The sequence below is a fragment of the Fodinicurvata halophila genome (genome assembly GCF_042651425.1).
GTDB classification, from domain to species: domain Bacteria; phylum Pseudomonadota; class Alphaproteobacteria; order Kiloniellales; family DSM-21159; genus Fodinicurvata; species Fodinicurvata halophila.
Window position 1 is genome coordinate 66,252 of record NZ_JBHSCW010000005.1, and the last position, 22,807, is coordinate 89,058.

The window sequence follows — 22,807 nt, forward strand, 5'->3', positions numbered from 1 at the left end:
CCAAAGCTGAGACCGAAAGGGAGCTTCATAAAATGAGCACCAAGACACTTACTTCCCTGCTGGCTGTGGGGGCCCTGACACTGGGAGCACAGCAGGCTGCAGCGCAGAGCATGTCCCTGGACCTGGCCAACGAGTATCCGGCAGGTTCCGTCCATGGCCAGTCCGCCGAGATCTTTGCCGATACGCTTGAACGGCTGTCAGGCGGCGATATCGAGATCAACCTGCATCACGGCGCTTCGCTGGGCTACAAGTCTGCGGACCAGTTCGATGCGGTCGGTGACGGTGCCCTGCCGCTGGCCAGCAGTTTCATTGGGCCGTGGGCCGGCATTGACGAACTGTTCCTGCTGTCGTCCCTGCCGTTCCTGGCGTCCACGCCGGAACAGGTCTGGGACCTCTATCAGGTGGCCAAGCCCTATTACAAAGAGGTGCTGCAGGAGAACAATCAGGTCTTCCTCTATGCGACACCCTGGCCGCCAAGTGGCCTGTGGGGCAACAAGGCGCTGGATTCCATGGACGCGCTCGAGGACACCCGCATCCGCACCTATGACTCCAGCGGAACGGTGACCTTGCGCGAGGCCGGTGCCGATCCCATCCAGCTGAGCTGGGCCGATGTGGTGCCGCAGTTGAGCACAGGGGGCATCGACGGCGTGCTGACCTCTGCCGATGGCGGGGCTTCGGCCAGCCTCTGGGAGAATCAGTCCCACTTCACAGAGGTGAACTATGCCAGTCCGCTGCAGGTGATGCACATGAACCGGGATACTTACGAGTCTCTCAGTGACGAGCAGAAGGACATGCTCGATAAGGCTTCCGCGGCTGGCGAGGCCTATGGCTGGTGGGTGCTGCCCCGCCGTCAGCAGGAAAACTATGCCAAGATGCGCGATCAGGGCATGACGGTGATCGAGGATGTTTCTGACGAGTATCTGAACAGCCTGAACGAGGCGGCCCAGCCGGCGATCGAGGAATGGAGATCCGAAATGGATGATCGTGGCGAGGAGATTCTCGAAGCCTACGAAGCTCGCTTGGAAGAATAAGCTCCACTTCTGTATGGCGAGAGCGGCTCTCCTCTCAGGAGAGCCGCTCCCCTTTTTTGCGTGATGATACGGGAGCCCGGTGATGCGCTTTCTGCAGATCGCCATCTTCGGCCTATCACGCGGGGCGGCCGCAATTGCTGGGGCCCTGCTGGTTGCCATGGTACTGCATATCCTGCTGGAGATTGTCCTGCGGGCCTTCTTCTCTACGTCGACCTATGTACTTGACGAGTTCGTGGGCTACGGCGTGGCTGCCGTGACCTTCTTCTCTCTCGGATATGCCCTCGAGCATGGTGCCCTTATTCGCGTGAACATACTGCTCTCGCGTGTACACGGGTGGGTGCGACGTGGCCTCGAGATTCTGGCGGCGACCGGAACGCTTCTGCTGCTGACCTACTTTGCCTGGTTCTTCTGGATCCGTTTCGAGCGCAATTGGGAGCGCGGGACCGTCAGCAGTTCGATCGCCGAGGTGCCCATCTGGATTCCGGAAGGGCTTGTTCTCCTGGGGCTCCTGATCTTCTGGCTGCAGATGCTTGCCTATCTGCTGCGCATGATCTTCGGGCCAGCGGAACAGGCGGTTCCCTATGCCCAGACATACCAGGGCCAGGATGATAGTCCTGCAACCTCAGATACGCGCGCGAAGGAGTAATACAGATGGAAGCTCTGATCGCGGGTCTGGTAATCCTTCTGCTTGTCGTCCTGTTCCTGGGGCTGGGGTTCTGGATCTTCTCCGGCTTGTTCCTGGTGAGTGTCGGCGGGCTGGTCCTGTTAGAGGGGATGCCCCTCGAGCGCATCGGGATCATCGCCACCAATATCATCTACAGCTATTCCTCGGCCTGGGAGCTCGCAGCCATTCCGATGTTCATCTGGATGGGCGAGATCATCTTTCGCACCGACCTCTCGGATCGCCTGTTCCGGGGGCTTTCCCCACTGGTGGATTTCATTCCCGGCCGTCTCCTGCATACCAATATCATGGGATGTACGCTCTTCGCTGCCGTCAGTGGGTCCAGTACGGCAACCACGGCTACGGTGGGCAAGATCACAACCGGCGAACTGAGTCGCCGGGGCTATGATTCCAACCTCAGCATCGGGTCCCTTGCCGGTGCCGGCAGTCTGGGCCTGCTCATCCCGCCATCCATCGTCATGATCATATACGGGATTCTGGCCGAGGTTTCCATTTCGCGCCTGTTTGCGGCCGGCATCCTGCCCGGGCTTCTGGTGGCGGCCGTCTATTCCACATACATCATGATCCGTGCAGGCCTTGACCCTTCGAAATCGCCGCGTGGCGCGGAGAGGTACAGTTTGCGTGACCGGCTTTACGGAGTGGTCAATCTGCTCCCGGTCTTCTTTCTCGTCATTATCGTGCTGGGGTCGATCTATTCCGGTATCGCAACGCCGTCTGAAGCAGCAGCCGTTGGCGTTGCCGGCGCCGTGCTGGTCACCCTTGCCCTGCGCCAGTTGACCCTGGAAATCTTCCTGGAGTCATTGAAGGGCGCCCTGCGCACCTCCTGCATGGTCTGCAGCATCCTGATTGCTGCAGCCTTTCTGTCGACAGCGATGGGCTATCTCGGCATTCCGCGGAACCTGGCCGAGGCAATAACGGGCATGAATCTCTCGCCGATTGCCCTGATCCTTATCCTGTCGCTGTTCTACGTCATGCTGGGCCTGTTCCTTGACGGGATATCGATCATTGTCATGAGCCTTCCAATTACCCTGCCGCTGGTCACGATGGCCGGCTTCGATCCGGTTTGGTTCGGTGTCTATCTGGTGCTCATGACCGAATTGGCGCAGGTAACACCGCCTATCGGCTTCAACCTCTTCGTCATCCAGGGGCTGACGGGCCATCCCATCGGCAAGGTGGCCCTGGCGGCGTTCCCGTTCTTCCTGCTGATGTGCCTGTCCGTGGTGATTATCACGATCTTCCCGGAGATCGCCCTCTGGCTGCCTGAGGTATTGTTCGGATGAGTGATCTGTTGAACGAACTGGCATTGGCGACGGCCCATCCCGGTCAGCCCGGCGCGCTTTTCGAAACTGCGGACCGGGTCCTGCAGGGTCGCTTCGGACATCAGCTTTTCACGCTTTTGGCCTATCATCCCGAAAGCGGCGAGGTGGAACGCCTCTACAGCAGCCGGCCCGAGGACTTTCCGCTGCAGGGACGCAAGTTGATGGGGCCGACCGAGTGGGGCGCGCGCGTGCTGCACAGTGGGGAAGCCTATCTGGGACGCACGGTCGCCGACATCCGCTGGGCCTTTCCCGATCACGAGTTGATCGCCAGCCTGGGGCTGGGCTGCATCCTCAATCGCCCCCTGGTCTGGAACGGTGAAGTTCTTGGCGTGCTCAGCCTGCTCCAGGAAGGCGAGGGCCGTTACAGCGAGGCGGACCTCGAGGCCGCGGCCCCCTATACGGCCCTGTTGCTACCGGCCTACCTGCAGCTGAGACACGATGCACAGAGTTGAGTCTTGATTTGGGAGAGATGGAGAAAATGACAGCGACGATCCTGGCGAACGCCAACGTTCTGGATACCGAGGCTGGTGAGCTGCTTGGCGAGCGCCATGTCCTGCTGCGCGACGGTCAGATTGCGGAGATTTCGGAGACCCCGTTGAAGGACAGCACGGCCGAGACGGTGGATCTGCGTGGCCGCACACTGATGCCCGGGCTTTGCGATGCCCACGTGCATGTTACGGCCATCACGCCGGATTTTGCGCTGTTGAAGAAGCTCTCGCCGTTCTATGTGGCGGGACGGTCCACCGACATATTGAACGGCATGCTGATGCGTGGTTTCACGACGGTTCGCGATGGGGGCGGCGCCGATTACGGCCTGGCCCACGCCGTGGACGAGGACGCGATCATCGGTCCGCGTGTTCTCTTCTGCGGCCAGGCCCTGTCCCAGACCGGTGGCCACGGTGATGTGCGTGGCCGTGGGGAAAATGCCCTGGACGAGTGTTTCTGCTGTGCCGGCCTGGGGCGTATCTGCGACGGCGTGCCCGAGGTGAGGCGTGCGGCGCGCGACGAGATCCGCAAGGGCGCCACCCACATCAAGATCATGGCGTCCGGCGGCGTGTCCTCGCCGACGGACCGGATCGACAGTACGCAGTTCTCCCTCGAGGAAATCGATGCCATCGTGGAGGAAGCCACCGCTGCCAACATCTATGTCATGGCCCATGCCTACACGGCCCGTGCCATCAATCGGCTTCTGACACGTGGCGTGCGGACCATCGAGCACGGCAACCTGATGGATGCCGAGAGTTGCGAACTGTTCAAGAAACACGGTGGTTACCTGACACCGACCCTGTCGACCTACAACGCGATCGCGAAGGAAGGCAAGGAAGCCGGGATGCCGGCGGAACTCCAGGCCAAGGTCTTCGAAGTGGTCGAGTACGGTCTGTCGGCTCTGGACATGGCTTACAATGCCGGCGTGAAGACGGTTTTCGGCACGGACCTGCTGGGGCAGATGCACCGTTACCAGCTGGGCGAGTTCGACCTTCGCAAGGGCATCATGCCGGCCGCCGACCTGATCCGTTCGGCTACCTGTACGGCTGCCGAGGCTCTGCAGCGCGAAGGGGAGTTCGGTGTGGTGCGCGAAGATGCGCGGGCCGACCTCCTGGTGGTCGATGGCAACCCGCTAGATGATATCAATGTCCTGACCGATCCGGGCAATCGCCTGAAGGCCGTGATCAAGGAAGGCAAGTTCTACAAGAACGAGCTGCAATAGGCTGAAGACGCTTTGCGGCCAGGCCCTTCGGGTCACGAAAGGCCAGGCCCGGGATAGAGCGGCGAGGACTCCGTCCGTGCCTCAGGCCTGTTCTTCCAGGGGTGGCTGCCCCGCGCGTCCGAACACCTCCTCGAGGGAAAGGCACATGGCCAGAAGCTCGGCTTCCGAGCCTCCGGGACACATGACCTGAAAACCGATCGGCAGTTTTCCAGAATCGACGGGAAGAGGGATGGTGGCGGCGCAGAGTTCCAGATAGTTACCGGGCTGGGTGTTGCGGGTCATGCTGAGCGCGAAGGCCAGGCCTGTCTTGGGATCGCTCAGGTCGGACACCGGCAGGGCGGTCGAAGCCGTGGTCGGACTGATCCAGGCATCCAGGCCGGCGAAGCGGTCCCAGGCACTGGCGATGCTCTGCTCGCGCCGATTGTCCAAAGCCACGTGATCGATGGCCATGACGGCAAGAGCACTCTCCATCCGTCCGGCAATCACGGGGTCAATAAGGTGCTTGTTGGCCTCGAAGCGTTCGCGCCCCAGGCTGGCCACCAAAGAGACGGGCAGAGAGACGGGGAAATAGTCCTCGCGCTCGGGAGCTTCGGGAACATCCAATTCCTCGAAGGTGGCGCCGACGCGTGAAAGGCTGTCCAGGGCCTGGTCCGTTGCCGTGGCGATATCCGGTTCGAGATCGTCGAAGAAATAGTTTCGCGGTCGCCCGAGCTTCAGGGCCTGTAGTCGGGCAGGCTCTGCCTGATGATGGCGTGCATCATTCTCGGGCAGGCCCAGTGCCTGGTTGATCGCGGCAAAGGCAATGGCGGCGTCGCTTGCCGAACGGGTCAGCAGTCCCAGTGTGTCCAGGTGTGGCGCCAGGGACAGGCCGCCCTCGTTGGGCCACAGACCGAATGTGGTCTTGAGACCGAACAGGCCATTGAGGGCGGCCGGGACCCGAACGGATCCCCCCGTGTCCGAGCCGATGGAGAAGGCACAGAGCCCGGCTGCGGTGGCCACACCGGAGCCGGAGCTGGACCCTCCTGGCAGGCGATGGGTTTCCGGGTCCCAGGGATTCCACGGCGTCCCTCGGCTTTCGGAGACGCCGGTGATGCCCAGGGCGAACTCCACCATCTTGGTCTTGCCGAGGATGACGCAGCCGGCCCGCTTCAGGGCCTGGACGAAAGGCCCTTCCTCGTCCCCCATCAGATCCTGGAGCGCCAGCTTCGAGCCGCCGGTGGTGGGCATGTCATCGACCACCAGCAGGTCCTTCACGGCCACGGGCACGCCCATGAGCGGACCCAGGTCGACACCGGCCTCGCGCAGCTGGTCCATGGCCCGGGCGGTTCTCAGCGCCTGTTCGGCGGCGATGTACTGATAGGCGCCGAGCTTCGGATCGAGCGCGGCAATGCGTTCCAGGTAAGCGCGTGTCACCTCTTCGGACGTGATATCCCCCTCTCGGAAACGGGCGGCAAAGCCGTCGAGGCCCAGGGGCGCGATGGGGTCTGCGGGCAGGCCGGTCATGTCTATCCTCACCAATATTTCTGATATGCCAGATGCTTGACAGTCTCATGCAGCTCTGGTTGTCCTTTTGCAAGGGTAGTCTAGTTAAATATGATGGCAACATTGCTTGGCACAGACCGCCGGCGATGTTCTCAGATACAAGAATTTCCAAACTGGGAGACAAAGGTCCTGGACGGGCCGTCTCATGAACTGGAGGGGCACCCCATGGTCAAGAAGGCCTATCTTGGTCTCTGAGGAAGGAGGTCAGCCCTCGGCACAGTCGATGCAGCGCGGCACCGTAGGGTCCAGGTCAAGGCGTTTGGGGGCGATCTCCTCGCCGCAGGCCACGCAGTAGCCGAATTCGTCTTCATCGATACGCTTCAGCGCCGCGTCGATCTTGCGCAGGCGCGCGTGGCGGCGCTGTTCCGAGGCCTTGGCCATGGCCTGGACCTGCATGGCGTCCATGCGCGACAACCGGCCCACGCTCTGCTGGTCCAGTTCCACGGGGCGCCGGTCGGCGCTGGTGTTCTCGCCTTGCTGCAGCAGGGTTTCACGTTCCTGCAGCAGGCGCTTGCGATAATCTTCCGGCTCGTTCATGAGGCGAAACTATCCCAGGGCTGATCTCGGGAAAAGGGCGTTGACGGCAGAATCAACTGGCGTCTCCGTCCCGATCCGGCCCGCTATCGGCTTCGGTGGAAATCTCCCCCCGATGCTGTTTGCCCTGTTGCTGATGATTGCTGTCCTCCTGGGTGTCTTCTGCAGTTTTCTGCGGCTGCGCCTGCCGGGGATCGGCGCCTGAGCGATGAAGGTAGATGTCCTGTTGCGGGAAGGGCATCTGGATGCCGTTCTCGCGGAAGCTATCGTCGATGGCGAAATGCAAATCCGTCATTACGTCTAGATAGCGGTCGGTCTCCCGGATGTAGCAGCGCAGCTCTAATTCCAGCGCCGATTCCCCAAAGGCCTTGAAGAAAACGTAAGGCTCCGGGAATGCCAGGACATCGTCGTTCCGCCCAGCGCAATCAAGCAGGAGCTGTTGGACCTTCCGAGCATCCTCGCCATAGTAGAGTCGCAAGGGAATGATGATGCGGGCGATTCGGTTCTTGTGAGTCCAGTTGGTGACCGGCAAGGCGATCAGGTCCGAGTTGGGCACGATGACCGAAGAGCGATCGAAGGTTTCGATTTCCGTCGAACGGACCGAGATGTGCCGGACCATGCCCTCGTTTTCGCCCACCACGACCCAGTCGCCGACCTTGATCGGCCGTTCGATCAGCAGCAGCAGGCCGGCCACGAAGTTCTCCACCACGGTGCGCAACCCGAAGCCGATGCCGACGGACAGCGCGCCGGCCACCAGTGCCAGGTTGGACAGGCTGATCCCCAGTGTCGCAATCGCCAGGATCAGGGCCATGCCGACGCCGATGTAGCTGATGCCGGAGGAGATGGAATTGCGGATCCCATAGTCCAGATAGGTGTTCGGCAGCACCCTTTCCGACAGCCAGCGGCGCAGCAGTCCCGAGGCGAAAAGCCCGACGGTCAAGACCACGCCGGCGAGGAGGATGTCGACCAGCGAGATCCTGACCTCGCCGATGTTGATGCCGGTCAGCAGCTGTTCGGCCCAGAGCGTGACGATCGTCGAGGGCACGCCGTAGATGAGCAGAAGTACGTAGGCCAGTGGCAGGAGCAGAGCGATATCGATCACCAATCCGGCCCAGAAGAGAGTCAGTTGGTGGCGGTTTTCCTCCTGGCTTACCGCCCCCGTGCGCTGACGGTATGCCAAGTCCAGCAGCAGGGACAGGGCCTCCCGGAAAACAAGGCGCAGCAGGAAGAAGAAGCCGATCAGCACACCGGTGACGATGATCCGGGTCTGCAGGAATTCCGCCAGGCGACTGTAGCCGACAAGGGCGAGAAAGGGGGTCAGGCAGACCACGGTGCCCAGCAGGAAACGTCCGGCATTCCAGCCGGTGGATCCGAAGCCCTCCTCGGGATTCACCCAATAGCGGTTGGGCAGCATCGACAGCAGCAGCACGGCCATGACCGAGTTGTCGATCAGAACGAAGACCGAGCGCAGTTCCGGCGTGAAGGCCTCTGCCTGTATGGCGGCCATCTGCAGCGCGGCGGTGCCGGCGAAAATGGCTGTGACCAAGAACACACGCTGGTAAAGAACGCGCGCCCCCAGCGGCGTCACCGGCATGATGCGCCAGTGCGGACGACGCGGAGAGAGAACGGCACGGGCCAGGCCGCTGACCAGGATGAAGCCGGTGACGGCCGCGGCCAGGATATAGAGCAGCGTCGCGAAATAGCCGGTCAGGATTTCCTGGAAGTAAAGAATCCCGATGGCGATTCCGATGGCCAGGGAGGGAATGACGGCGCGCGCAAGGCCGTCGGCGATGGCTGCGACGACGCGCCGGGAATAGCCCGGATCCTCCTCTTCGAGATCGCGCCCGAAGCGTTTGCTCAGCCAGTGCCGTATGGGCCAGCCCAGCAGGAAAGCGACCGCCGGGATGCCAAAGAGATAGAGATAGGGCAGTGCTCCCTGGCGGCCGAATTGGGCAATCTCGGATGCCCAGTCGAACGGTGCATCCCAGATGCCTGAGAGAACCTCGACCGCGTCCTGGACCGCCTGCTGCCAGACACCAGGCCAGAGAGGGGACGGGGTGCGTTCCAGCACTTCTTCCTGAAGGCGCTGGCGTTCGCGGCTTGCGATTTCCTGAAGAAATTCGTTTGCGCGCACGCGGACCAGCGCTGCCTGGCGTACACGGGCCTCGATGGTGCTGATGCGTTGGTTCAGATCCTGACGGGTCTGGCGGATCTCGGGATTCTCGGGCGGGTCGCCCTCGGCCGGTGGTTCGCCAAGGCTGTTGAGCTGCTCCTGCAACGGAGCAAGACGGCTTTCCGCCTCGTTCTGCCGATGCTCGGCCGCCGAGAGCACGGCGCGCAGCTCCTGTTTCAGTTCATCCTCCACAACGGGAGAAGCATCCATCGGTTGCCTGAGCTGCTGCTCGGCGCGCTCGAGAACGGACTCCCATTCCTGGATCTGGCCGTCGAATGCCGGTTCGCCGCCCGGGCCTTGGGCCGATGCGGCCAGGGAGAGCAGCAGCGTCAGAAGGAAAGGAAGGAGAAGGCCTGTACGCATGGCGGTTCGTCCGGCTTTCTTGCAGGCAATGGCCGAGAGATCGTGCCCATCTTTGTCAGAAACAGGGCGCTCTTTCCATGAAATACAATTCGTTGTCGGCCACCTGATATTCGCAAGAAGGCAGGTGGCTTTCATGCGCAGGTCATGAAACTTTAGTAAAAGGTGTGCTCCGGTTTCTCCGACAGGTTCGAGCATGCCGCCTTCACAGTTCCACAACCAGGTTCACACGCAGTGCGGAAAAGCGGGTCAGGCTGTACTCGATGGGTTTGCCCTGGGCGTCCACGTTGATGCTTTCCGCCGTCAGGACCGGCTGGTTGCGCGGCTGCTGAAGGTGCCGGGCGTCGTCGTCCGCCGGCAGCGCAGCCCCGATCCGACTGGTCTTGCGGAAGTAATCCTCGATCCCCTGGGCCGCCAGTGCCTTCGTGATCGAGTCCGTCTTTTCGTATTCCTCCAGCATCCGCGGCAAGCGGGCCTGCGAGAAGTAGTGCGCGGCAATGCTGACGGGCTTGTCGTCCACCACGCCCACGCGTTCGATCAGGAAGACCGGCTTGCCGGCGCGGATGGCCAGGCCGCGGGCAATCTCGGCCTCGGCGGGCAGGGAGAGCGTGCGCAGAGTATGTCCGCCCGGATGCCGCTGTATGCGCAGGATGTTCTCGGTAAAGCGCGTGCGCCGGCCGACGGCGTAATCCACCATCTGTTCCTGGACATAGGTGCCGCGCCCCTGTTCCACCCGCACGGCGCCGCTTTCCTGAAGCGCGCCCACGGCCCGGCGCAGGGTGTGGCGGTTCACCTTGAAGCGTTCCGCCAGTTCGGCTTCATTGGGCAGGCGCTCGCCCGGCTTGTAAGTGCCGCGGGCAATCTCCTCCTGGAGTTTCTGCTGTATCTGTCGCCACAGGGCGACACCGTTGCCTCGGTTCATGCGATGGGTCCGTGTCGGCGCCGGGGAGCGGCTGTATCCATCTTGTCTGCAGCCATGAAGATTACCGTGTTTCCAGCGAGTCGCAGGAGCGTTGTTTGAACAACCCGGGCCGGCCTGGCAAGTCCCGATGGAGAGGGAAGAGCTTATGAGCGAACGCTATGCCGTCTATTTCACTCCGCCCAGGGACAGCGCCCTGCGGCGCCTTGCCGGGCAGTGGCTGGGATACGATCCTCATGACGGCGCGCTCCCGCGATCGGCAGACGCCTTCGGGCTGGACAGAGGCATCGTGGAGGACGTCACCGGCACGCCGCGCGTTTACGGGTTCCACGCGACCCTCAAGCCACCGTTCCGGCTGGCCAGGGGCCATGACGAATCTGCACTTCACGAGGCGGTTGCCACGCTGGCCAGGCAATTCCGGACCTTTCCGATGCCCTATCTCGGGCTTTCGCGACTGGGCGGTTTCCTGGCGCTGCTTCCCGAGGCCCCCGAGCCTCGCCTGGATGACATCGCCGGCGCCTGCGTGGAGCGACTGGACCGCTTTCGCGCCGCGCCGCACCCCGAGGACCTGGCGCGCCGTCGTGCGACTGGCCTGAGCGCCCGGCAGGAGGCGCTGCTGCAGCGCTGGGGCTATCCCTATGTTTTCGACGAGTTCCGCTTCCACATGACGCTGACCCGCGCCCTGGACGAGGCGGAGCACGCGCGCGTCGCACCGATCCTGGCGCAAGCCCTGGAACCGGTCCTTGCCCGACCCCTGGCGTTCGATGCCCTCAGCCTGATGCGGCAGCGGACCGCGAGGGAGCCCTTCACGGAGATTGCGCGCCTGCCGCTATCCTGATGTCATGCAGTGCCATCTGGGTGGGGTCATAATGGACTCAGCTGCCGGCCAGATGCCGGTCCTCGAGGGCGTCGAGCGTTGCCAGTTCGGTGATGAAGCGGTCGATGGCGTCCTGAAGGGCTCCGTCGTTGACGATCTCCACCACGTCGGGCGCATCGGGCATTTCCAGCAGGCTGCGCTCCAGGCGGCGGTCTATGTCCGCATCGAGCTCGCGGCCGCGTGCCGCCAACCGCTGGCGCAGCACAGCCCGGCTGGCGGTGACGAGCATGACCCGCAGGCGGGAATATTGATGGCGCGCCTGGTCGATGACGCTGCGCGAGACGTTCACCACCACATGACGGCCCTGGGCCAGTTCCGGCTCGATACTGCGGAGAATGCCATAATGATTGCCGTGCGCCTGCCAATGCAGGGCGAAGGCGTCCGAGTCCTGCAGGCGGGCGAAGACCTCCGGCGTCACGTAGTCGCTGACTTCCGCGCCGCTGGCGTCCTGCCGGGTGATGACGCGCTGCGGAAAGACAAAGCGATCGGCCGGCAGTTGCCGTCGGGCGGCCTCGATCAGGCTGTCTTTGCCGGCGCCGCTGGGACCGGCCACCAGCACCAGCGTGCCGCCGGTCCCTGGCAGGCCGTCAGCCAACGCGCTGCCCCTCGCGCCAGACCGCCAGCGGCCGCTGCAGGCCGTGGCGCACCTGTACGCGCACGAGGTCGGCGCGCTTGGCCGGAGCGATGGCGCCGCGGTCGTCCAGGCCGACCCGCCGTGCCGGAATGACGCTGACCTTGGCGACAGCCTCGGGCAGGCTGAGGGCGCTGTCCCCGTCGCTAAGCATGAAGGCGCCCTGCAGCAGGCTGGAGGGGACATAGTCACTGGAGATGATGTCCAGCATGCCGTCGTCGGCCAGGTCGCGCGCCGAGACATTGCCGGAGTGCGAGCCGCCGCGCACCAGGTTGGGTCCGCCCATCATTACGGACAGCCCGGCCTTGCGCGAGGTTTCGGCAGCGTCCCGGGTGGTGGGGAACTCGGCGATGACCATGCCGTCACGCGCGGCTTCGTCGACATGCGCGCCGGTGGCGTCGTCGTGGCTGGCCAGCGGGATGCCGCGCGCCCGGGCCAGGGCGACGACGTGCCGGCGGTTGCGTGCGCTGTGGCGTTCCTGGTCGGCCTTGCGCCGGGCGATGAAGTCCTGCAGCTCCGTGTCGCTGAGCCCGTACTTGCCCTGATAGTACTCGGCGTACTTGTCCAGGCGTACGAACTGTCGCTGGCCCGGCGTGTGGTCCATGACCGAGACCAGGCGCAGCATCGCGTGCTCGAAGCTGTGCTCGGTCATCTCGATCAAGCCGGGATAGCTGACCTCGCAGCGCAGGTGCAGGTAATGGTCGGCCTTGAACAGGCCGTGCCGGGGCGCCGCCTCCAGGCCGGAGAGAGTGTCCTGCAACAGCTCCAGGCGCTGGCTGTCCTCCTTCACGTCGCCCAGTGCGATGGCGTCGAAGACGGTGGTGATGCCCGAGGCGGTGATCTGGGCGTCGTGGGCGGCGATGGCCGGCAGGGTGGGCCAGCGGGTGCCGGGCCGGGGCACCATGTGCTTCTCCAGGCTGTCGGTGTGTAGCTCCACCAGGCCGGGGATCAGGTAGTCGCCCTCCAGGTCCTCGGCGCCGGGCGCCCGGCTGGGGCCATGGTCCAGCGCGGCGATCCGGCCGTCGCGCAGGCTAAGCGAACCCTCGAAGACCTCGTCTTCGGTCACGATCCTCGCGTTGGTGAGAATGGTCTCGTTCATGCGGCTGCCTTGTGTGCGCTGAGAGGGAACAGGCGGTCGGCCACGCGGCCGCGGACCTCCGCGTCGTGGAAGATGCCGACGACGGCGGCGCCGGCGGTGCGCGCCTCCAGGATCAGGTCGATCACGGTATCGCGGTTGGCCTCGTCCAGGGAAGCCGTGGGTTCGTCCAGCAGCAGGATGGGCCGGGGCAGGGCGAAGCCGCGGGCGATGTTCACGCGCTGCTGCTCGCCGCCGGAGAAGGTGGCGGGCGCCAGTCCCCAGAGCGCCTGGGGGATGCGCAGGCGCTCCAGCAGCTCGGCGGCACGCTCCCGCGCGTCCTCTTCATCCGTACCGGTCTGGATCAGCGGCTCCGCCACGATGTCCAGTGTCGCCACGCGCGGGATGACGCGCAGGAACTGGGTGACGAAGGTCAGGCTGTGGCGCCGCACCTCGACGATGTGCCCCGGATGGGCGTTCGTGATGTCCACCTGCACCCCGTCATGGCGCACCATCACGCGGCCGGCCGTGGGCTTGTAGTTGGCGTAGAGACAGCGCATCAGGCTGCTCTTGCCGGAGCCCGAGGGGCCGTGGAGAGCGACGCATTCGCTGGCTTCGGCGGCGAAGTCCACGCCGTCGAGCACGGGCAGGGTCTTGCCCCCCTGGGTGTGCAGGGTGAAGGTCTTGGAAAGGCCCTCGCTGTGGATCATGACGGTCATGGAACTTCCTCAGGCTTGCAGGACCGAAGAGACGAGCAGCTGGGTGTAGGCGTGCTGGGGATCGTCGAGCAGCTGGTCGGTCAGCCCGGTCTCGACCACCTCGCCGTGACGCATGACGACCAGGCGGTGCGCCAGCAGGCGGGCGACGGCCAGGTCGTGGGTGACGATGATGGCAGCCAGGTCCAGCTGGGCGACCAGCCCGCCCAGCAGGTCCAGCAGGCGCGCCTGGACCGAGACGTCCAGCCCGCCCGTGGGCTCGTCCATGAACACCAGGCGCGGGCCGGTCACCAGGTTGCGGGCGATCTGCAGGCGCTGCTGCATGCCGCCGGAGAAGGTCTGCGGCAGGTCGTCGACACGCTCCTGCGCGATCTCCACCTTGCCCAGCCAGTCCAGCGCCGTGGCGCGCAGGCTGCCGTAGTGGCGCCGGCCCAGGGCCATCAGGGGCTCGCCGACATTGGCGCCGGCGCTGACCCCCATGCGCAGTCCGTCGCGCGGGTTCTGCTCGACGATGCCCCAGTGGCTGCGCATCAGTTGGCGCCGCGCGGCCTCGTCCAGGGCATAGAGGTCGTGCTCCAGTCCGTCGTCGCTGCGGCAGGTCACCCGCCCTTCGCTGGGCGCCAGGCGGCCCGAGAGGATCCTCAGCAGGGTCGTCTTGCCCGAGCCCGATTCCCCGGCGATGCAGAGGACCTCGCCGGGAAAGACCTCGAGCGAGATGTCGTCGCAGGCGCGCAGCGCCCCGAAGTCGTGGGTGACGCCCTCCGCCGTCAGCAGCGGAGCCTGTTCGCCATTCTGCATCATCGGTCTTCCTTTCCGCCTGTCTGACCCGGCAGTCCCGCTGGCGGGGCCTGGTGCCCGCGATGGCCGGCATCCCGGCGCTGCCCGCAGTAGTCGCTGTCGGAGCAGACGAACATGCGCGTGCCCTGGTCGTCGGTGACGATCTCGTCCAGGTAGCTGTCCCGGGCGCCGCAGAGGGCGCAGGGCTCGTCCCAGGTCTCCACGTCGAAGGGGTGGTCCTCGAAGTCCAGGCTCTTCACTTCGGTATAGGGCGGGATGGCGTAGATGCGCTTTTCCCGGCCGGCGCCGAACAGCTGGATGGCCGGGTTCCTGTCCATCTTGGGATTGTCGAACTTGGGGATCGGCGAGGGGCGTGCGATGTAGCGGCCGTTCACCTGCACCGGATAGTCATAGCTGTTGGCGATGCGGCCCCACTGGGCGATGTCCTCGTAGAGGCGCACGTGCATGATGCCGTATTCGGACAGCGCGTGCATCTTGCGCGTCTCGCTCTCGCGCGGCTCCAGCCAGCGCAGCGGCTCCGGGATCGGCACCTGGTAGACCAGGATCTGTCCTTCCTGCAGCGGCGTTTCCGGAATGCGGTGGCGGGTCTGGATCAGGCTGGCGTCCTGCGTGCGCTCGGTGGTGGCGACGTTCGCTGTGCGGGAGAAGAAGCGGCGGATGTTGACGGCGTTGGTGGTGTCGTCCGCCCCCTGGTCGATCACCTTGAGCCGGTCGTCCGGGCCCAGCACCGAGGCGGTGACCTGGATGCCGCCGGTGCCCCAGCCATAGGGCAACGGCATCTCGCGGCTGCCGAAGGGTACCTGGTGCCCCGGGATGGCCAGTGCCTTCAGGATGGACCGGCGGATCATCCGCTTGGTCTGTTCGTCCAGGTAGGCGAAGTTGTAGCCGCTGTCGGGGCGCCCTGTCTCTGCTGTGCCGTCTGCCATCGTCTTCTTTCCTTATTCCGCAGCGTCCTGCCGGTCCTGGTCCTTGGTGTGGGCCTTGTCGTGCTCCTCGCGCAAGCGGCGCACCAGGGCCAGTTCGCTCTGGAAGTCCACGTAGTGCGGCAGCTTCAGGTGCTGCAGGAAGCCCGAGGCCTCGACGTTGTCGCTGTGCGAGAGCACGAATTCCTGGTCCTGGGACGGACTGGCCGGCTCTTCGCCCAGCTCTTCGGCGCGCAGGCTGCGGTCCACCAGCGCCATGGCCATGGCCTTGCGCTCGCCCTGGCCGTAGGTCAGGCCATAGCCGTTGGTGAACTGCGGCGGCGCTTCGGCGCTGCCGGTGAACTGGGTGACCATGTGGCATTCGGTGACGTCGACCTCGCCGACCTCGATCGCGAAGCCGAGCTCTTCGGGCACGATCTCCACGGCGACATGGCCGTGGCGGATCTCGCCGGCGAAGGGATGGACGTGGCCATAGCCGCGCTGGCTGGAATAGCCCAGCGCCAGCAGGAAGCCCTCGTCGCCGCGCGCCAGGTTCTGCAAACGGATGTCGCGTCCGGCGGGCAGCGGCAGGGGCTCGCGGGTCAGGTCGCCGACCGGGCGCTGCGGATCGTCGGGAAAATCCTGCTCGATCAGGCCGTCCTGGTTCAGGATGTCCACCAGGCGCGGCATGGTTTCCGGCAGAGGCTCGGCAGGGAGCAGCGGCTCGGCCGGCGGAAGCTCCTCCTCCGGCAGGCTCTCGTCGCGGGCCAGCTCCGCCAGCGAGAAATCCAGCAGGCGGTGGCTGTAGTCGAAGGTGGGCCCCAGCACCTGGCCGCCCGGCACGTCCTTGAAGATGGCCGAGATGCGGCGCTTCAGGGTCATGCGGCTGGTGTCCAGCGGTGCCGAGACGGCCAGCCGCGGCAGCGTGGTGCGATAGGCGCGCAAGAGGAAGATCGCCTCGATCAGGTCGCCGCGCGCCTGCTTGATGGCCAGTGCGGCCAGATCACGGTCGAACAGCGCGCCCTCGCTCATCACCCGGTCGACGGCCAGCGTCATTTGCTGCTTGATCTGCTCCAGGGACAGCTCGGGCACCTCCGGATCGCCACGGCGTTCTTCGTCCAGCAGCCGCAGCGAGGCCTCGATGGCCTGTTCGCCTCCCTTGACGGCAACGTACATGGGATCAGTCCTCCAGCCGTGTGGTGCGGGGCAGGGCGGCCAGCCGCCTCCCGCAGGTGAAGAGGTAATCCAGTCCGCGCGGGAACAGCTCGCTCATGGCCCGGCGCTCTTCCAGGAAGGTCTCGGGCAGGCCCCGGGGCCAGAGCCGCACGGACTCCTTGATGCCCGGGCCGCGCCATAGCGGCCCCGTGTCCGTGTCGAAGCCCTCCACCTGGACCAGGACGGTGCTGCTGGCCTCCGGATACTCGTCGCTGCCCAGGGCGAAACGCTCCGGGGCCGGCAGGTGGGCGCTGTCGCAGACAAGCGCGAAGAGGCAGTCACGGGGGGCGGCGGTGATGTGCACGGCGCGGTGGAACCTGAGGAAGTCGGCGATGGCCGAGGTCTCCGCCGCGGCATGGTCCAGCCAGACCGGGGTGTCCAGGTCGGCCAGGGTCAGCAGGCAGGCGGCCGCCGCCGGGTTCATCGGCGCCGGGGGAGCCAGCTCGACCGGCAGGGCCAGCAGGTGGCCGGGAAAGGAGAAGGCCTCCAGGCAGCGCCGGAAACAGACCTGGGCCTCGAAGACCTCGTCGGCGAAGCCGGGCGTCATGCCCCGGTCGTGTGTCTGGGCCATGCTCATGCGCCGGCGTCTCCTGCTGTCGATTCCCGAACCATGGTGAAGAAGTCCACCTTGCTGCTTGCCGCCCGGGCCGTGATCGCCTGACGGCGTTCCTCCTGCCGGCGGGCCAACGGCTCGATCACGCTGTCCATCAGGCTGTCGCGCCGCTCGGGCTGCTGCAGCAGGGCGTCGAACAGGGCCGCCAGCTCGGCATGGCGCGGCCTGCGGCCCATGACGTAGCCGAAGCCGATGGTGCCGTCGGCCAGACGCAGGGTGCAGCGGGTCAGCGTCGCCTCGCCCAGGTTGAAGCGCTCGCCCGTACCGCCGGCGCGGCCGCGCAGCATGACGCTGCCCGTCTCGGGCCGCCGCAGCAGGCTGTAGCCGCCTTCGGGCAAGGGCTCCGGCAGATGGCGTTCCAGCTCCTCGACCGAGGCGCGGGCCAGGACACCCATCCAGCGTTGTCGCGCCCGCCGGGCCATCACATCCTCCCGGTTCGCATGTGGCATGGCGTCCCTCCAAAAGATCTAGACGACTATATGAATAGAAAGCCAAATCCTGCTTCCAAGTCAAACAGGAAAGTGTGATTCTTTGATGACAGGTGTTGGAGTGAAAAGCCGGCACGTCGGGCTTTTGAACCCCATCACTACCCGCAGATCGTCTTCGCAAAAATCTCGCTGGGGTTCCGGCCCAGGCGGGCCAGTTCGGCGCGCACACGGCAGAGATAGCGTTGCTGGTGGGCGGGGTTGTAGGAGTGGTAGTGGCGCACGGCACCCTCCCAGCTGCCGTGCTGGCGGTGGAGCTCGCTCAGGTAGCGCGCCGCGATCCCGGCGTTCTCGCGCGGATCGAGGCCGTGGGCGAACTCGCTGACGTCCTCGCCGTGCCAGTAGAGATTGACCTGCAGCGCGCCCAGGTCCACCGAGGCGAAGCCGGCCAGCAGCAGGCGGTCCAGGGCCGCCAGGGCATCGCGCCGGCTGGCGAAGCGCCAGCCGTGGCCGTTGCTGTTCAGCGACCAGGGCCAGGGATGCTTCTCGCCGCCCACCGTCGTGCCGCTTTCCACCAGGGCCAGGGCTTGCAGCAGGTCTTCGGGGATGTCGAAGGCGGCTTCCACCTCGGCGATGGCCTGCCGCGTCTGGCGCGCCAGGCGCAGGCCGACCGCCGGCGGCAGCTCGGCGGGCCGGATCGACGCGCTCTGCAGGGGCAGCAGGCGTCCGTCGGCCGGCTTGATCGCCGGCGTCGTGGGGTGCGGTGGCGGGCGCCGCCCCGTGGGGCCGGGAAAGGACAGGCGGTGAGTCCAGCCGGGCCGCGGCGCCGGCATGACTGTTCCGGCTTGCGGTCGATCACCCGGGGGGTGGAAGCGCCGGGCGCGTGGCAGGGACGGCGGTTCCAGGACCCGGGGTGGCAGGACGGTGCGGCCTGGTGAAAGGGACAGCGCAGTCTGCAGGCCGGGGGCCGTCTCGGTCGGGTCCGGCATGGCCTTCGCGCCCGGCAGCTGCGCGCGGATGGCGGCGGTGACCTGCGGCGCGGCGGCGCGTTGAGCGCGCTGCTGGCGCAAGGCACGGCTCAGTTCGCCGGCGGATGCGGGGACCGGCGGCAAGGGCTGGGTATAGACGAGACGGCCCGTCGGCTCCGGCGCGGCGTCCAGCGGTTGGTCGAGCGGAGCCCAGGCCAGCACGATCAGCAGCAGCACCGGGGTGCCGGCCAGCGCCAGGGACAGCTGGGCCAGGCTGGTCCGCAGGTCCCCGGGCAGGGCCCGCAGGCCGCGCAAGCTTTTGGTTATCTGCTGTCCGGCCCGCGCGAGACGTCCGGCGACCGGGCGTGGCTGTTCCTGCATGTCCTGCGCACGAGTCTGCTATGGCGGCCGTCCGTCCTGTGAGGGGAGCGGCGGCCCTTGATTTCCTGGCCGGTCTTATGGCCAAGGGAACCTTACCGCTCGGTTGGCAGCTGTGCAAAATTATTGCGCAAGTCCGGCCGGTCCCGCCCGCCGAGAGCCGTGGCAGGCCTTGCCGCCAGGGCCGGCTCACGGCCGGCGGCGCAGTTCCAGCTCCACCTGGCGCGGGTGGTCCAGCGTCATCACCGGCAGCGGCGCGCGGGTTTCGTAGAGGATCTCGCCGTCCTGCAGGATGCGGGCGCGCAGGATGTGCAGGCGCTGGGGGGCGAGTTCCTTGTCCGCCTTCAGTTCGAAGCTGAAGGGCGGGCTGCCCGAGACCGCCTGTTTGCTGTGGGCGACGATGGGGCCGATGATGTCGGACTTGGTCTCTTCCTGCATGAAGACCTCCAGCTCGCTGCCGGCCGGCAGGGCCTGTCGGTCGTTGGTGGTCACCTGGCCGCTGAGACTCTCGGGTGCCTCGCGGTCCCGTTCAAAAACGGTTGAGCAGGCGGACAGCAGCAGGGCGAGACAGGCCGCCAGGGCCATTGACATCAGGGAGTGGAACGCTGTTCGGGACAGCATGGCGGGCATGAACCTCCGGAACACATGGAACATAGCGTAGACAGCCTACGTGACAGCCCCACACCAGCCGGGGGCTGGCAGCGGGCGAAGGGGCCACGGGGCGCGAGTCGTCTTGTGGCTCCGAACCTGCCGCAAGGCCATGGTCGGCAAAAGTGATTTTTCTGCGGCGGGCGGCATGGGCGGGGGCGGGCTGTGACAAAAGAGGGATGCGCTGCATGACACAGCCGGACACGAAGGTGCGCCAGCGGTCCGCTGCGTATGGTGGGGCCGGCCGGGATCGCTGGTCGCGATTTGCCTCTCACGGGCCTGGCGGATACAATCTGCAAGGTTAACGTTTCCCGAAACGAGCGAATGTGAACGGTTCAGGCGTAAGGTATTAACTTTCTGTTTTAACTGTGATTCTTCAGATTTCCCGCGATCTCCCGTGTCGATGCGAGGGGAAGCGCAACCTAATCACCTCAATCAAAAGAAGAAACATATCATGATATGTCGTTAACTATCTCTTTATATTTGACCCCGCGTGACTTCTCCGAGAGGTTAGGGGGCATTCTAGTGACAATTTTCGGGTATTTCGCCTGAAGTCCATGTGGGACCCGAATGTCATCCTGTTTGGAAGGAGCCGAACGATGGTCGATCGCGTCAATGAAGATACCCGCAACGCCACCGCAGCCCAGGAGGGGCAGGAGGCGTCGATGACGGACAGTCAGGACAGCGGTACTCCGCAGTCCGGCACGCCTGAGTTCAGTGACTCCGTCGCGCAGTTGGCGCAGAACGAGCCCGAGAACACCGGAGACAACCAGGGTGACGGGGGCGAAGGCGCACCGGAGAACCCGCAGGAGCTGATCTCTCAGGCGCTGGCGGTTCTGGCCGAACTGGGTTTTGACGTCGAGGACGGCATCGATCTGGAGGATCCGGCGGTGGTCGCGGCCCTGCAGGACGCGGGCTTCAACATCGACCAGCTGGTCCTCGCGGTGGCCGAGGTGACCGGCGAGCAGATCGAACCGGCGGCCGGACCGGAAGCCGGCCCGGGCGCGGTGGCCGCAGGCGGCGGCGACCGCTTCGCCCCGACCGAGGCGGGTGACATCGGCGACGGCATCGGCATCAGCGGCCTGCTGGGGCCGCGGGATCTGACTCCCAGCCCGCTCGAAGTCGAGGGGACCGGTTTTGGGGATGCCCTGGCGCTTGATATCTCCGTCTCCGTTCAGACCGACATTGAGGGTGAAGCTGCACTGGGCCTCTACGAAGACTGGCAGCCGATCCAGGCCGAGAGCCAGGATCCCGGTGGAAGCAGCGGATTCACGGACGCTGATACCGACTTCGATACGCAGATGTACGAGACTCTGCGGACGGATGACGACTACACACCGTTCGATTCCCTCGGCAATCCCGGTGAGGACTTCCTCTTCCCGGGCAATCTGGTGTTCGATATTACGGCCGAGCCCGACACCATTGATGTGGACTACGGACCTCTGGAGATCTCGGGTGCGCCGGCCGGCTCCTACCTCTTCTACGTGGATGGCGACACCATCCAGCGCTTCGACTTCGTGGATGGCACCGAGACCTTCACGCTGAGCGATGTCAGCGAAGACTACCTGGAAGGCAGCAACATCTTCATCCTGCCGCCCGAGGACAGCGACGTCGATTTCACGCTGGATGTCTCCCTGGACGCCGAGGCACTGGGCCAGGAGGTGACCTTCACTGGCGACGTGCCGGTCGTGCTGGACGCCGTGGCGGACCTGCCCGAGATCGATGCCGGCGGTGAAGGTTCCAATCTTGACGGCGACACCTTCTACTTCAACGAGGACCATTCCCTCGAAGGTGGCGAAGGCGGAGAAGGTGGTGAGGGATATTATCCTCCGATTTTCGACCAGGAAGTCCCTTTGAACCTTCAGGGCCAGGAATTCGAGGGAAATGATTTCCCTCATGAGTTTCCAGGTGAGTACGGGCCCTGCTATCAGGGTTGGACTCCCAGTTTCGAGCCGACATACAACCTGCCCTTCTCGACCGCGATCACGGATCGCGATCTTGCGATTGGACGGGACGAGCCCTCCGAAGGCTTGATCCGGGTGACGCTCGGACTGAGCGAGAATCCCGAGAACAACACGGAAGTGGCAAGCGCCCTGCCGGAGTTTGGCCAATATGACGAGGACGGGGGGCAGAATTTCTACGCCTCCATCGGCGGTCAGCGCCTGGACTCTGACTCCCTCTCGGAAGGTGGTCTTCAGGTTGCGATCTTCGGGCAGTACTGGAGCGAGGCGACAGGCCTTCAGTCTGGCGAGATCCAGGCGACTGTTACCATGAACGAGGGTGGCCAGTTGGTCTTCACCGACTTCCAGGTCGAAGGCGAAGGCGGTGACTCCCTCGAGGGCCCCCGTGTTCAGGAAATCGATTTCAGCAACTTCGATGTCACCCTGCCGCAGCATGCGGACAATGACCTGCAGTTCGACGTTTTCTCGACCTCGCGTGAACTGCGCGCAGATGGGTTGCCCGACGGTGAACTGACCTTCGAGAACAACGAGGCGACATCGCAGGAAACCTATGACGTCCAGATTCGTGCAGTCGCCGACGGTGCGAAGATCACGGTCACGCTGGAATCCTATCGCGAGATCGAGGGTAACTGTGGCGCTCATGGCGTTTGCGAATGGGGCAATGGTGACGAGCCCCAGGCCGCCTATGCTGAGGGGGCTGGCTACTATGGTTATTCTCCCTACGGCATCGCCTTCGCCGAGGACGGCGAGGTCTTGGCCCAGAACCATGGCGAGGATTCCACCGAATCGCCCCTGCAGATTCCCATGCACTTCACGGCCAGCCTGATCGATCAGGACGGTTCCGAAAGCGTGACGCAGTTCACGGTCAGCCTGAGCGGCGCCGCCGAGGGCACGCATTTCGTGGATGCGGATGGCAACGACCTGACAGATGGCCAGACGATCACGATCGATGGCGTGGAAGGCACCGTCAGCCTTGATGGCGGGTCCCTGACAGTCGATTTCGGCGAGAATGCCGTTCCCGGCCAGAACCTGGATGTGACCGGTGAGATGGGCATCGAACTGCCCATCGACAGCAGTGACGACTTCCGCGCTGACATCAGCGTGACCACGGCGGAAACCGACCCGACCAATCCGGATGCGGTCGCCCTGTCTACCAAAACAACTCATACCCAGATCGATTTTGATATTAAGGGTGTCGCAGGACCTGCTGATGCTGGTTTTGGCGAGTATGATGGAGATTGCCTGCCGGTTTACGGTGCGGGCTCGGAGTCCGTTGTTTCTGATCTGAGCGATGATGGGTCTCAGACGGGAGTGAAGCTGACGGGTCTGGCC

Annotated in this window: 21 protein-coding genes; 7 read left to right on the top strand and 14 right to left on the bottom strand. The window is 64.8% G+C overall.

All coding sequences use genetic code 11. The annotated features are described in order from the left end of the window. Positions 1–32: 32 nt before the first annotated feature. The 5 genes from ACFOW6_RS10970 (at position 33) to ACFOW6_RS10990 (ending at position 4,740) form a co-directional block, all read left to right on the top strand. Positions 33–1,031: a TRAP transporter substrate-binding protein gene (locus ACFOW6_RS10970; RefSeq protein WP_382422414.1), complete on the top strand. Its 999-nt coding sequence runs from the start codon at positions 33–35 to the stop codon at positions 1,029–1,031. Between the two features lie 82 nt (positions 1,032–1,113). Then, positions 1,114–1,677: a TRAP transporter small permease subunit gene (locus ACFOW6_RS10975; protein WP_382422415.1), complete on the top strand. Its 564-nt coding sequence runs from the start codon at positions 1,114–1,116 to the stop codon at positions 1,675–1,677. Between the two features lie 5 nt (positions 1,678–1,682). Further along, complete coding sequence (locus tag ACFOW6_RS10980; RefSeq protein ID WP_382422416.1) at positions 1,683–2,993, top strand: TRAP transporter large permease; 1,311 nt, start codon at positions 1,683–1,685, stop codon at positions 2,991–2,993. After that, entirely contained in the window at positions 2,990–3,484 is a 495-nt protein-coding gene (locus tag ACFOW6_RS10985; RefSeq protein ID WP_382422417.1) for a GAF domain-containing protein, read from the top strand. The genes ACFOW6_RS10980 and ACFOW6_RS10985 overlap by 4 nt, the downstream gene beginning before the upstream one ends. Positions 3,485–3,510: 26 nt before the next feature. Then, positions 3,511–4,740 (top strand): metal-dependent hydrolase family protein, encoded by a 1,230-nt coding sequence (locus tag ACFOW6_RS10990; RefSeq protein WP_382422418.1) that lies wholly within the window; start codon positions 3,511–3,513, stop codon positions 4,738–4,740. Positions 4,741–4,821: 81 nt separating this feature from the next. Here the strand turns inward: ACFOW6_RS10990 and ACFOW6_RS10995 are convergent, their stop codons facing one another. The 4 genes from ACFOW6_RS10995 to phnF all read right to left on the bottom strand — a co-directional run bounded on the left by ACFOW6_RS10995 (position 4,822) and on the right by phnF (position 10,271). Next, positions 4,822–6,243, bottom strand: coding sequence for an amidase (locus tag ACFOW6_RS10995; protein WP_382422419.1), 1,422 nt, complete (start codon positions 6,241–6,243; stop codon positions 4,822–4,824). 243 nt (positions 6,244–6,486) lie between these two features. Then, positions 6,487–6,819 carry a TraR/DksA family transcriptional regulator gene (locus tag ACFOW6_RS11000; protein ID WP_382422420.1) on the bottom strand — a complete coding sequence of 111 codons (333 nt, stop codon included), beginning with the start codon at positions 6,817–6,819 and terminating at the stop codon, positions 6,487–6,489. A 52-nt stretch (positions 6,820–6,871) separates the two neighbouring features. Then, positions 6,872–9,352 carry a DUF3772 domain-containing protein gene (locus ACFOW6_RS11005; protein WP_382422421.1) on the bottom strand — a complete coding sequence of 827 codons (2,481 nt, stop codon included), beginning with the start codon at positions 9,350–9,352 and terminating at the stop codon, positions 6,872–6,874. A gap of 202 nt (positions 9,353–9,554) precedes the next feature. Beyond that, positions 9,555–10,271, bottom strand: a complete 717-nt coding sequence (phnF, locus tag ACFOW6_RS11010; RefSeq protein WP_382422422.1) for a phosphonate metabolism transcriptional regulator PhnF — start codon at positions 10,269–10,271, stop codon at positions 9,555–9,557. Between the two features lie 145 nt (positions 10,272–10,416). On the opposite strand from phnF, the gene ACFOW6_RS11015 reads away from it, so the two are divergent. Continuing rightward, positions 10,417–11,106 (top strand): DUF1045 domain-containing protein, encoded by a 690-nt coding sequence (locus tag ACFOW6_RS11015; protein ID WP_382422423.1) that lies wholly within the window; start codon positions 10,417–10,419, stop codon positions 11,104–11,106. Between the two features lie 37 nt (positions 11,107–11,143). Here ACFOW6_RS11015 and phnN read toward each other — a convergent pair whose 3' ends face one another. The 10 genes from phnN to ACFOW6_RS11065 all read right to left on the bottom strand — a co-directional run bounded on the left by phnN (position 11,144) and on the right by ACFOW6_RS11065 (position 19,487). Further along, complete coding sequence (phnN, locus tag ACFOW6_RS11020; RefSeq protein ID WP_382422424.1) at positions 11,144–11,740, bottom strand: phosphonate metabolism protein/1,5-bisphosphokinase (PRPP-forming) PhnN; 597 nt, start codon at positions 11,738–11,740, stop codon at positions 11,144–11,146. After that, positions 11,733–12,875 (bottom strand): alpha-D-ribose 1-methylphosphonate 5-triphosphate diphosphatase, encoded by a 1,143-nt coding sequence (locus ACFOW6_RS11025; RefSeq protein ID WP_382422425.1) that lies wholly within the window; start codon positions 12,873–12,875, stop codon positions 11,733–11,735. The genes phnN and ACFOW6_RS11025 overlap by 8 nt, the downstream gene beginning before the upstream one ends. Continuing rightward, positions 12,872–13,570, bottom strand: coding sequence for a phosphonate C-P lyase system protein PhnL (phnL, locus tag ACFOW6_RS11030; protein ID WP_382422426.1), 699 nt, complete (start codon positions 13,568–13,570; stop codon positions 12,872–12,874). The genes ACFOW6_RS11025 and phnL overlap by 4 nt, the downstream gene beginning before the upstream one ends. 9 nt (positions 13,571–13,579) lie before the next feature. Beyond that, positions 13,580–14,368, bottom strand: a complete 789-nt coding sequence (gene phnK / locus ACFOW6_RS11035; RefSeq protein ID WP_382422427.1) for a phosphonate C-P lyase system protein PhnK — start codon at positions 14,366–14,368, stop codon at positions 13,580–13,582. Then, a complete protein-coding gene (locus ACFOW6_RS11040) occupies positions 14,365–15,291 on the bottom strand; it encodes an alpha-D-ribose 1-methylphosphonate 5-phosphate C-P-lyase PhnJ (RefSeq protein WP_382422428.1) in 927 nt (308 codons plus the stop codon). Before ACFOW6_RS11040 ends, phnK begins: the two co-directional genes overlap by 4 nt. Before the next feature lie 12 nt (positions 15,292–15,303). Further along, entirely contained in the window at positions 15,304–16,443 is a 1,140-nt protein-coding gene (locus ACFOW6_RS11045; protein WP_382422429.1) for a carbon-phosphorus lyase complex subunit PhnI, read from the bottom strand. A 4-nt stretch (positions 16,444–16,447) separates the two neighbouring features. Next, the gene (phnH, locus tag ACFOW6_RS11050; protein WP_382422430.1) at positions 16,448–17,059 is read right to left on the bottom strand and encodes a phosphonate C-P lyase system protein PhnH; all 612 of its coding nucleotides are present in this window, start codon (positions 17,057–17,059) and stop codon (positions 16,448–16,450) included. Then, positions 17,056–17,544, bottom strand: coding sequence for a phosphonate C-P lyase system protein PhnG (gene phnG / locus ACFOW6_RS11055; protein WP_382422431.1), 489 nt, complete (start codon positions 17,542–17,544; stop codon positions 17,056–17,058). The genes phnH and phnG overlap by 4 nt, the downstream gene beginning before the upstream one ends. Before the next feature lie 137 nt (positions 17,545–17,681). After that, a complete protein-coding gene (locus tag ACFOW6_RS11060; protein ID WP_382422432.1) occupies positions 17,682–18,869 on the bottom strand; it encodes a lytic transglycosylase domain-containing protein in 1,188 nt (395 codons plus the stop codon). A gap of 186 nt (positions 18,870–19,055) precedes the next feature. Further along, positions 19,056–19,487, bottom strand: coding sequence for a YbaY family lipoprotein (locus ACFOW6_RS11065; RefSeq protein ID WP_382422433.1), 432 nt, complete (start codon positions 19,485–19,487; stop codon positions 19,056–19,058). Positions 19,488–20,113: 626 nt separating this feature from the next. On the opposite strand from ACFOW6_RS11065, the gene ACFOW6_RS11070 reads away from it, so the two are divergent. Continuing rightward, the coding region (locus ACFOW6_RS11070; protein ID WP_382422434.1) for a hypothetical protein at positions 20,114–22,807 on the top strand (2,694 nt) is incomplete at its 3' end.